Source organism: Streptomyces sp. WAC05292, from assembly GCF_003949955.1.
Taxonomy (GTDB): domain Bacteria; phylum Actinomycetota; class Actinomycetes; order Streptomycetales; family Streptomycetaceae; genus Streptomyces; species Streptomyces globosus.
In genome coordinates this window covers 1-10794 of sequence record NZ_RPSE01000207.1, presented here as the reverse complement: position 1 = coordinate 10794, position 10794 = coordinate 1, and the positions used below count along the sequence as shown (strand labels likewise).

7 protein-coding genes are annotated in these 10794 nt (G+C 73.5%); 6 read left to right on the top strand and 1 reads right to left on the bottom strand.

Annotated elements, in window-relative coordinates:
* The first annotated feature begins 246 nt into the window (after nucleotides 1–246).
* From EF903_RS20590 to EF903_RS20580, 3 genes are all read left to right on the top strand, one after another.
* Complete coding sequence (locus EF903_RS20590) at nucleotides 247–876, top strand: sigma-70 family RNA polymerase sigma factor (protein WP_125545295.1); 630 nt, start codon at nucleotides 247–249, stop codon at nucleotides 874–876.
* Nucleotides 877–1037: 161 nt separating this feature from the next.
* Entirely contained in the window at nucleotides 1038–2543 is a 1506-nt protein-coding gene (guaB, locus tag EF903_RS20585; protein ID WP_125545293.1) for an IMP dehydrogenase, read from the top strand.
* Nucleotides 2544–2675: 132 nt separating this feature from the next.
* Nucleotides 2676–3800, top strand: coding sequence for a GuaB3 family IMP dehydrogenase-related protein (locus EF903_RS20580; RefSeq protein WP_114053780.1), 1125 nt, complete (start codon nucleotides 2676–2678; stop codon nucleotides 3798–3800).
* Nucleotides 3801–3880: 80 nt separating this feature from the next.
* On the opposite strand, the gene EF903_RS20575 is transcribed toward EF903_RS20580, so the two are convergent.
* The gene (locus EF903_RS20575; RefSeq protein WP_125545291.1) at nucleotides 3881–5110 is read right to left on the bottom strand and encodes a nucleotide sugar dehydrogenase; all 1230 of its coding nucleotides are present in this window, start codon (nucleotides 5108–5110) and stop codon (nucleotides 3881–3883) included.
* A 261-nt stretch (nucleotides 5111–5371) separates the two neighbouring features.
* Here EF903_RS20575 and EF903_RS20570 point away from each other — a divergent pair, with 261 nt between their 5' ends.
* The 3 genes from EF903_RS20570 to EF903_RS20560 all read left to right on the top strand — a co-directional run.
* Nucleotides 5372–7078: a glycerol-3-phosphate dehydrogenase/oxidase gene (locus tag EF903_RS20570; RefSeq protein WP_125545289.1), complete on the top strand. Its 1707-nt coding sequence runs from the start codon at nucleotides 5372–5374 to the stop codon at nucleotides 7076–7078.
* Nucleotides 7079–7893: 815 nt separating this feature from the next.
* A complete protein-coding gene (locus EF903_RS20565; protein ID WP_260615673.1) occupies nucleotides 7894–10041 on the top strand; it encodes a serine/threonine-protein kinase in 2148 nt (715 codons plus the stop codon).
* Nucleotides 10042–10135: 94 nt separating this feature from the next.
* Nucleotides 10136–10794, top strand: a 659-nt coding sequence (locus EF903_RS20560; RefSeq protein ID WP_148142548.1) for a protein kinase, incomplete at its 3' end; no start/stop codon positions are given.

Genomic DNA, 10794 nt, shown 5'->3' with positions numbered 1-10794 from the left:
GCCCGGCCCCACCCCGTGCGCGGCCGGGGGATTGACGGGGCCCGATCCGGGGGACGTGTCGCTTCGTGCGCGATGCCGCATGCTTGAGTGTGTGGCGCATTTTCTGGGATGGGGCCTCGGAAAGTATTCGGGCGAGCGGGAGGGGAGCGTGCAGTGACGAGTCCAGGCGCACCCGCTCATAACGCTTCGGCGCACAACACGGGCCGCGGTGCCGCGAACACTCCGGCGCCAAGGCACCATGGATTGATGCGCGACGACGAGGCCATGGGCTCCCCCGCGGCCACAGGCCCCACCGGAGCCGCCAAGGGCGGCGGCGCCGGGGCGGTCAGCGACCTCGTCCGGCGCGCCGTCGACGGCGACGAGCAGGCCACCCACGACCTGCTCGCCTTCGTGCACCCGCTGGCCATCCGCTACTGCCGCACCCGGCTCTCCCGGCTCCCGGGTGACGCCCGCCACTTCGTCGAGGACCTGGCGCAGGAGGTCTGCGTCGCCGTCCTGATGGCCCTCCCGCGCTACCGCGACACCGGCCGCCCCTTCGAGGCGTTCGTCTTCGCGATCGCCGCGCACAAGGTCGCCGACCTCCAGCGGGCCGCCATGCGCCACCCGGGCAGCACGGCCGTCCCCTCGGACGAGATGCCCGAACGGCCGGACGACTCCCTCGGCCCGGAGGAGCGGGCGCTGCTCAGCAGCGACGCCGCCTGGGCCCGCAAGCTGCTCGCCAACCTGCCCGAGACGCAGCGCGAGCTCCTCGTGCTGCGCGTCGCCGTCGGACTCACCGCCGAGGAGACCGGGCAGATGCTCGGCATGTCCCCCGGCGCCGTCCGGGTGGCCCAGCACCGGGCGCTCAGCCGGCTGCGGGCCCTGGCCGAGCAGTAGAGCCGGGGGCCGCCGGCGGCGGATTTCCCGGTAACCGGCCGCATGCCGCTCCCTAGGAGGAATCCACGAAACTTGGGAGTGATCTCGCTCGTGGAATGAGACGCCTCCCGATCCCGTTAGCATGGACATCCGCGCTGGGCAAGACCATTTGGGAAGGTGTCATGACTGTCAACTCCGACGGAGTGCCCGACAAATTCGCCGCGCTCGGACTCACGTACGACGACGTCCTGCTGCTGCCGGGCGCGTCGGACATGGCCCCGGACGAGATCGACACTTCCTCCCTCATCTCGCGGAACGTGCGGGTGAACATCCCGCTGCTGTCCGCCGCCATGGACAAGGTCACCGAGTCCCGCATGGCGATCGCGATGGCCCGCCAGGGCGGCGTCGGCGTGCTCCACCGCAACCTCTCCATCGCCGACCAGGCCAACCAGGTCGACCTGGTCAAGCGCTCCGAGTCCGGCATGGTGACCGACCCCATCACGGTCCACCCGGACGCGACGCTGCGCGAGGCCGACGAGCTGTGCGCGAAGTTCCGCATCTCCGGCGTGCCCGTCACCGACGCCGCCGGCAAGCTGCTCGGCATCGTCACCAACCGCGACATGGCCTTCGAGTCCGACCGCAGCCGCCAGGTGCGCGAGGTCATGACCCCGATGCCGCTCGTCACCGGCAAGGTCGGCATCTCCGGCGTCGACGCCATGGAGCTGCTGCGCCGCCACAAGATCGAGAAGCTGCCGCTGGTCGACGACGCGGGCGTCCTGAAGGGCCTCATCACCGTCAAGGACTTCGTCAAGGCCGAGAAGTACCCGCACGCGGCCAAGGACAAGGAGGGCCGCCTGCTCGTCGGCGCCGCGGTCGGCGTCGCCGGCGACGCCTACGAGCGCGCCCAGGCCCTGATCGAGGCCGGTGTCGACTTCATCGTCGTCGACACCGCGCACGGCCACTCCCGCCTCGTCGGCGACATGGTCGCCAAGATCAAGTCGAACGCCTCGGTGGACGTCATCGGCGGCAACGTCGCCACCCGCGACGGCGCGCAGGCCCTGATCGACGCCGGTGTGGACGGCATCAAGGTCGGCGTGGGCCCCGGCTCCATCTGCACCACCCGCGTCGTCGCCGGCATCGGCGTCCCGCAGGTCACCGCCATCTACGAGGCCGCCCTGGCAGCCAAGGCCGCGGGCGTCCCCGTCATCGGCGACGGCGGCCTGCAGTACTCGGGCGACATCGCCAAGGCCCTGGTCGCCGGCGCCGACACGGTGATGCTCGGCTCGCTGCTCGCGGGCTGCGAGGAGTCCCCCGGCGAACTGCTCTTCATCAACGGCAAGCAGTTCAAGTCGTACCGCGGCATGGGATCCCTGGGCGCGATGCAGTCCCGCGGCGACCGCAAGTCGTTCTCCAAGGACCGCTACTTCCAGGAGGGCGTGGGCGGCGACGACAAGCTCATCCCCGAGGGCATCGAGGGCCAGGTGCCCTACCGCGGCCCGCTGTCCGCGGTGGTCCACCAGCTCGTCGGCGGCCTGCGCCAGTCGATGTTCTACGTCGGCGGCCGCACGGTGCCGGAGCTCCAGGAGCGCGGCCGGTTCGTCCGGATCACCTCCGCGGGCCTGAAGGAGAGCCACCCGCACGACATCCAGATGACGGTCGAGGCGCCGAACTACTCGCGCCAGGGCTGACCGCCGCCAGGGGGCGGGTCCGGGACATCGGGCCCGCCCCCGCGGCATGCGTCCGCACAGCGGTCGCCGGGACGCGCGCCCCCGCCCTTCGGGGATACTGGACGGGCAGACCCAGAGGAAAGGCCACCACACGTGACTGAGATCGAGATCGGGCGCGGCAAGCGCGGCCGCAGGGCGTACGCGTTCGACGACATCGCCATCGTCCCGAGCCGGCGGACGCGGGACCCGAAGGAGGTCTCCATCGCCTGGCAGATCGACGCGTACCGCTTCGAGCTCCCGTTCCTGGCCGCCCCGATGGACTCCGTCGTCTCCCCGCAGACCGCGATCCGCATCGGCGAGCTCGGCGGCCTCGGCGTCCTCAACCTCGAAGGCCTGTGGACCCGCCACGAGGACCCGCAGCCGCTGCTCGACGAGATCGCCGAGCTGCCGGAGGAGGCCGCGACCCGCCGCCTGCAGGAGATCTACGCGGCCCCGATCCAGGCCGACCTGATCGGGCAGCGCATCAAGGAGGTCCGCGACTCCGGCGTCGTCACCGCCGCCGCGCTCTCCCCGCAGCGCACCGCCCAGTTCTCCAAGGCCGTCGTCGACGCCGGCGTCGACATCTTCGTCATCCGCGGGACGACGGTCTCCGCCGAGCACGTGTCCGGCGCCGCGGAGCCGCTGAACCTGAAGCAGTTCATCTACGAGCTCGACGTCCCGGTCATCGTCGGCGGCTGCGCCACCTACACGGCGGCCCTGCACCTGATGCGCACCGGCGCGGCCGGCGTCCTCGTCGGCTTCGGCGGCGGCGCCGCGCACACCACCCGCAACGTGCTGGGCATCCAGGTCCCGATGGCCACGGCCGTCGCGGACGTGGCCGCCGCCCGCCGCGACTACATGGACGAGTCCGGCGGCCGCTACGTGCACGTCATCGCCGACGGCGGCGTGGGCTGGTCCGGCGACCTCCCCAAGGCCATCGCCTGCGGCGCCGACGCCGTGATGATGGGCTCCCCGCTGGCCCGCGCCACCGACGCGCCCGGCCGGGGCCACCACTGGGGCATGGAGGCCGTCCACGAGGACGTGCCGCGCGGCAAGAAGGTCCACCTGGGCACCGTCGGCACCACCGAGGAGATCCTCACCGGCCCGTCGCACACCCCGGACGGCTCCATGAACCTCTTCGGCGCCCTGCGCCGCTCGATGGCCACCACCGGCTACAGCGAGCTGAAGGAGTTCCAGCGCGTCGAGGTCACCGTCGCGGACAGCCACCACCACGGCTGACCGGCCCCGCGGCCGTACGCACGCCACGCCGGAAGGGCCGGCTCCCCGCGACGGGGGGCCGGCCCTTCCGGCGTACCCGGTCAGAGCCGGTGGGCGGCGCCGGCGGGGCTCGCCCCGCGGGTGTCCAGGAGCAGCTGCGCCTTGACCGCCAGGCCCTGGAGGTCGTACGTGCGGTGGTGCTGGAGGAGGATCGTCAGGTCGGCGGTGGCGGCGGCCTCGTAGAGGGACTCGGCGCGGGGGACCGGCTGGCCGCGGACCCGCCAGCCGGCGACGTAGGGGTCGTGGTAGCTGATCAGCGCACCGAGGTCGAGGAGGCGGCTGGCGATCTCCGGGGCCGGCGAGCCCTCCTGGTCGGCGAGGTCCGGCTTGTACGTGACGCCGAGGAGCAGGACGCGGGCCCCGCGGGCGGACTTGCCGTGCTCGTTCAGCAGGGTGGCGCAGCGCTGGATGACGTACTGGGGCATCCGCCCGTTGATCTCCTGGGCGAGTCCGACCATGCGCAGGGGGTGGCCCGGGGTGCGCGTGGTGTGCGGGAGGTAGTTGGGGTCGAGGGGGACGCTGTGACCGCCGACGCCGGGGCCGGGGCGGAAGGCCTGGAAGCCGTACGGCTTGGTCTCGGCGCAGCGGATGACGTCCCACAGGTCGACGCCGAGGTCGTGGCAGAGCACGGCCATCTCGTTCATCAGGGCGATGTTCACGTGCCGGTAGTTGGTCTCCAGCAGCTGGACGGTCTCCGCCTCGCGCAGCCCGCGGGCGCGGACGACCTTCTCGGCGATGCGGGCGTAGAAGGCGTGGGCCGACTCGGTGCAGGCAGGGGTGAGGCCGCCGATGACCTTGGGCGTGTTGGCGATGGTGTGGGTGCGGTTGCCGGGGTCGTGGCGGCTGGGGGAGTAGGCCAGGTGGAAGTCGCGGCCGGCGCGCAGCCCCGAGCCGGACTCCAGGATCGGGCGGAGGTACTCCTCCGTGGTCCCCGGATGGGCCGCGGACTCCAGGATCACGGTGGTGTGGGGGCGCAGCCGGGCGGCCAGGGCCCGGCCCGCCTCGCCGACGGCGCCGAGGTCGAGGGCGCGGTCGGCGCCGAGCTGGGTGGGCGCGCAGATGACGGCGGTGCGGACCCGGCCGAGGTCGGCGGGGTTGGCGGTGACCCGGAAGCCGGCGGCCGACATGCGGCGGACCTCGGCGGCGGTGAGAGTGGAACCGGTGGCCGGGCCGATGTCGTAGCCGACGGTCTCGATTCCTGCTGCGACGGCGGCCTGGGCCAGTGGGAGGCCGAGGTGGCCGAGTCCGATGACGGCGAGGTCTGCGGGCATGGGGTGGTGCCGTCCCTTCCCTGGCATGCATGGAGAGGCTGGGTGCGCAAGTCCTGTGGATCCCGGGGTCTCCGATGAGCTGGCGCGATGTCAGACTAGGCGTATATATGACCGATCTGTCGTATTACGGGGTTATGGTCTCCGTTGTGTTGTCCACAGGCGGTGGCTGATGCGGGGGTGCCGGGTCAGAATCGAGGACGGGGGACGTGAGCGGGACCACCCGCGCCGAGCCGGCGCGGCCCGCACCGACGGGAGGCAGCCGTGAGGACAGCGACACTGGGGCCGGCGCAGCGCGCCGACGCCCTCGCCCGGATGGCCGAGCGGGAACTGGACGTGCTCGTGGTGGGCGCCGGCGTGGTTGGTGCGGGCACCGTGCTGGACGCCGCGACCAGAGGCCTGCGGACCGGGATCGTCGAGGCGCGGGACTGGGCGTCCGGCACGTCCAGCCGGTCCAGCAAGCTGATCCACGGCGGCCTGCGCTACCTGGAGATGCTCGACTTCGCCCTCGTGCGCGAGGCGCTGAAGGAGCGCGGCCTGCTGCTGGAGCGGCTCGCCCCGCACCTCGTCCGGCCCGTGCCGTTCCTCTACCCGCTCCGGCACAAGGGCTGGGAGCGGGCCTACGCCGGCTCGGGCGTCGCCCTGTACGACGCGATGTCCGTCTCCAGCGGGCACGGCCGCGGCCTGCCCGTGCACCGGCACCTCTCCCGCCGGCGCGCCCTGCGGGTGGCGCCGGCCCTGCGCAAGGACGCCCTGGTGGGCGCCCTGCAGTACTACGACGCCCAGATGGACGACGCCCGGTACGTCACCACCCTGGTGCGGACGGCCGCGGTGTACGGGGCGCACTGCGCCAACCGGGCGAGGGTCGTCGGCTTCCTGCGGGAGGGCGAGCGGGTCGTCGGCGCGCGCGTGCAGGACGTGGAGGGCGGGCGGGAGTACGAGGTCCGCGCCCGCCAGGTCGTCAACGCGACCGGGGTGTGGACGGACGACACGCAGGCGCTGATCGCGGAGCGCGGCCAGTTCCACGTACGGGCGTCGAAGGGCGTCCACCTCGTCGTGCCGAAGGACCGGATCAACTCGACCACCGGGCTCATCCTGCGGACGGAGAAGTCGGTCCTGTTCGTCATCCCCTGGGGCCGGCACTGGATCGTGGGCACCACCGACACCGACTGGGACCTGGACAAGGCGCACCCCGCGGCGTCCAGCGCGGACATCGACTACCTGCTGGAGCACGTCAACTCGGTCCTGGCCGTCCCCCTCACGAGGGATGACGTGGAAGGCGTGTACGCGGGCCTGCGGCCCCTGCTGGCGGGCGAGTCGGACGCGACGAGCAAGCTGTCCCGCGAGCACACCGTGGCGCACCCGGTGCCGGGGCTGGTCGTCGTGGCGGGCGGCAAGTACACCACGTACCGGGTGATGGCGAAGGACGCGGTGGACGAGGCGGTGCACGGCCTCGACCAGCGGGTCGCCGACTGCGTCACCGAGGACGTGCCGCTGGTGGGAGCGGAGGGGTACCGGGCCCTGTGGAACGGCCGGGCCGGCATCGCCGCCCGGTCCGGCCTCCACGTGGTGCGGGTGGAACACCTCTTGAACCGGTACGGGTCGATGGTGGACGAGCTGCTGGACCTGATCGCGGCCGACCCCTCGCTCGGCGAGCCGCTCGGAGGGGCGGACGACTACCTGCGGGCCGAAGTGGTCTACGCGGCCTCGCACGAAGGGGCCCGCCACCTCGACGACGTGATGACCCGCCGGACGCGGATCTCGATCGAGACGTTCGACCGGGGGACCCGCTCTGCGCGGGAGTGCGCGGAGCTGATGGCCCCTGTGCTGGGGTGGGACGAGCAGCAGATCGAGAAGGAAGTGGAGCACTACGAGAAGAGGGTGCAGGCGGAGCGCGAATCCCAGCGCCAGCCGGACGACCAGACGGCGGATGCCGCCAGGCTGGGTGCGCCCGACATCGTTCCGTTGTAAGTCCGCGATCCGGAGGGGGGAACCGCGGACCCGGGGCTCCCGTCCGTTGCGGAGTGAGGAACAATAAGGGTTCTGCCGGGGCGGGTTATCGCGCGGGTTCTCCCGGGGCGGGCCGCCGGGCACTCCGGCGGGTGCCGGGGCAGCCGGAGCAGGCGGCACGATCGCAGAGGGGACGCATGTCGAAGCCGGAGCACACCGATTCGCCTGCGGCGGAGCAGGACCGGGCGAAGCCCGTGTCGGGCGAGCCGGAGCCGTCTGTGAAGGCCGTCCCGCCTGCGCGGACGCCCGAGGCTGCGGCCGGGCCGGGCACTGCGGCGCCGAAGGCCGGCGGTTCTGCCGCCGCCGGGCCGCACGACGCCGAGCCGGCCGGATCCGCCTCCCCGAAGCGGGGGGATGCCCCTTCGGCCGCGGCCGCCGGGTCGGCTGACGCCGCGTCCGCTGCCGCCGACACCCCCGACGCCGGCACCCTGGACGCCGGCACCCGCAAGCCCGGCCTCACGAAGCCGCGAACGTCCGCCAAGACCGGTTCCGCTTCGGCCCGGCCGAAGGAAGCGAAGCCCGGGACCCCGAAGCCCGGAACGGCAACAGGTGGCTCCGCTTCGAACGATCCGCAGGACGCGAAGCAGGCCCTTGAGAAGAACGGTTCCACCACTGCCGGTTCCGCTTCGACCGGTGCCGGGAAGGTGAAGCCGAGTCTGGCGAAGGGCGGCGCTGCCGCGGCGGATTCCGCTTCTGGTGGGCCGGAGGACCTGAAGCCTCGTACGGTGCAGGGCGGAGCGGCTGCGAGCGGCTCCGCTTCGGCGAAGTCGGAAGACGTGAAACCGAGTCTGGTCAAGGGCGGCGCTGCCGCGGCGGGTTCCGCTTCGGGCGGGCCGGAGGATGCGGAGCCGGACGCCCCGAAGGGCGGCGCGGCCGCGCCCCAGGACGCCAAGCCGAAGCCCAAGGCGCAGGCCGACGCCGTTCGGACGACGTCCGGAAACCCCATCATCGACAAGGCCGACGCCGTCGCCGCTGCCGTGAAGGCCGCGGCCGTGAAGGCCGCCGACGACAGCGGCCGCGAGGGCCGGCTCCTCGCCGGCCGCTACCGGCTCGGCGAGGTGCTCGGCAAGGGCGGCATGGGCACCGTCTGGCGTGCCGAGGACGAGACCCTCGGCCGCACCGTCGCCGTCAAGGAGCTCCGCTTCGGCAACGGCGTCGACGAGGACGAGAAGCGCCGCCTCATCACCCGCACCCTCCGCGAGGCCAAGGCCATCGCCCGGATCCGCAGCGGCGGCGCCGTCACCGTCTTCGACGTCGTCGACGAGGACGGCCGTCCGTGGATCGTGATGGAGCTCATCGAGGGCCCTTCCCTCGCCGAGTTCATACGGGAACAGGGCCCGCTGACCCCGCGCCGCGCCGCCGAGGTCGGCCTCGCGGTGCTCGAAGTGCTGCGCGCCGCCCACGGCCAGGGCATCCTGCACCGCGACGTGAAGCCGTCCAACGTGCTCATCGCCGCCAACGGCCGCGTCGTCCTCACCGACTTCGGCATCGCGCAGGTCGAGGGCGACCCGTCCATCACCTCCACCGGCATGCTCGTCGGCGCGCCCTCGTACATCTCGCCCGAACGCGCCCGCGGCCAGAAGCCGGGCCCGCCGGCCGACATGTGGTCCCTCGGCGGCCTGCTCTACGCGGCCGTCGAGGGCGTACCCCCCTACGACAAGGGGTCCGCGCTCGCCACGCTCACCGCCGTCATGACCGAGCCGGTGGAGCCGCCGAAGAACGCCGGTCCGCTGACCGAGGTCATCTACGGCCTGCTGGTCAAGGACCCGGCCCGGCGCCTCGACGAGGAGCGCGCCCGGGTCATGCTGACCGCTGTGGTCAACATGCCGGAGCCGGAGGCCGTCGAGGTCCTGGCCCCGGCCGTGGAGGAGACCCGGCAGATCTCCCTGACCGCGGCGAAGGAGGCCGCGGCCAAGGCCGCCGCCGACAAGGCCGCCGAGAAGGCGGAGAGGAAGGAGCGGGAGCGCCGCGAGCGGGAGCAGCGCGAGCGTGCCCGCGCCGCACTGAAGGCGGCCCGCAAGGCCGCCGCGGCCACCGCCGCCACGGCCGCGACCGCCGCCGAGCCCCCGGCGTCCGGCGGCGCGCGCACCGGCCCGGTCGCGGCGCCGCTGACGGACGTCATGTCGCGCCGCACCATCGGGCTGGCCATCGTCGGCGTGGTGGTCGCGCTGGCCGCGATCGGCTCGCTGATCGTGTACGCGTTCAGCGGCGGCGACTCCAAGGAGGAGGGCAAGGGCAGCCCGGGGACGACGGCCTCCGGCAAGCCGAGCCCGGGCCCCTCCGGCAAGACCGGCGACGCCGGCTCCACCGGGGGCGGGGCGGGCGGCAGCAGCCCGTCGGCCCAGGGCCAGACGCCGGGCGGGCAGGAGAGCCCGGGCCAGGGCCAGGGGCAGGGGCAGGGCCAGGCGTCCGCGCAGGGCCAGGGGCAGGGCCAGGGCTCCGATCCGGGCGGTGCCGGGGCCGGGCTCCCCGCCGGCTTCGCCACGGTGACGGACCTCGGCTTCCACTTCTCCATGGCGATGCCGCAGGACTTCCGCCACACGGACACCGCCGGCGACAACTCCGGCGCCATATACAGCCGTGACGGCGGCTTCCCGCGCATCCAGGTCGACTTCACCAACCGCCCCGGCGAGGACGCGCGCGCCGCCTGGGCGGCGCTCGCCCCCGCCGTCGCCAACAGCAGCAAGGGCTACCGGACGATCCGCATCGACGCGGTCGGCTACCGCGACTACCCCACCGTCGCCGACTGGGAGTTCGAACGGGAGCAGAAGGGCATCAAGGTCCGCGTGCTCGACCGCGGTTTCAAGGTGGACGCCAAGCGCGGCTACGCCATCATGATCAGCTGCGCGGCGGACCAGTGGGACGGCCCGGAGTGCCGGCAGCTGCGCGACACGGCCTTCGCGACGTTCCAGCCCCTGGCCTGACGAGCCTGCCCGGGTCCGGGACGCGGAAGCCCCCGGCGACGTATCGTGTCAGCGGGGCCGCAGGGAGACGGCCCCGGCACTCGGGGGAGGCGCAGTGGAGGACTACGCGGGGCGGATCCTGGCCGGCCGCTACCGTCTGCCGCTGCCGCCGTCGGACGAGTACGAGCCGGCCGAGACCCGTGCCTTCGACACGCGGAGCGGGCAGGAAGTCCTGGTCCGGCAGGTGCCGTTACCCGAGATCGTGGACGCCGAGCTGGTCGACGGCGAGGCCGGCGGGTACGCCGCGCAGGCGCCCCGGCCCCCGCACCGCTCCGGCCCAGGGGGTGGCCCGGCGGGCGAACTCCCGGCCGTGCGGCGGGCGATCGCGGCGGCGCAGGCCGCGGCGTCCGTTCCCGACCATCCGCGGCTTGACCAGGTCTTCGACGTGTTCGCCGAGGGCGGTTCGCTGTGGATAGTGAGCGAGCTGGTGCCCGCCAGGCCGCTGGCCGCGCTCCTCGCGGAGGAGCCGCTGACCCCGTACCGGGCGGCCGAGGTGGCCTCCGACGTGCTGACGGCCCTGCGCGTGCTGCACGCGCACGGCTGGACGCACCGCAACATCACGGTGCGGACCGTGCTGATATGCGACGACGGGCGCGTCGTGCTGACCGGCCTCGCGGCCGGCGCCGCGGAGGACGCGCTGTGCGGGTACGACCCGGTCCCGCCCGAGGACGACGACCCGCCCGCGGAGGACGCCTGGGGCACCCCGGCCTCCCC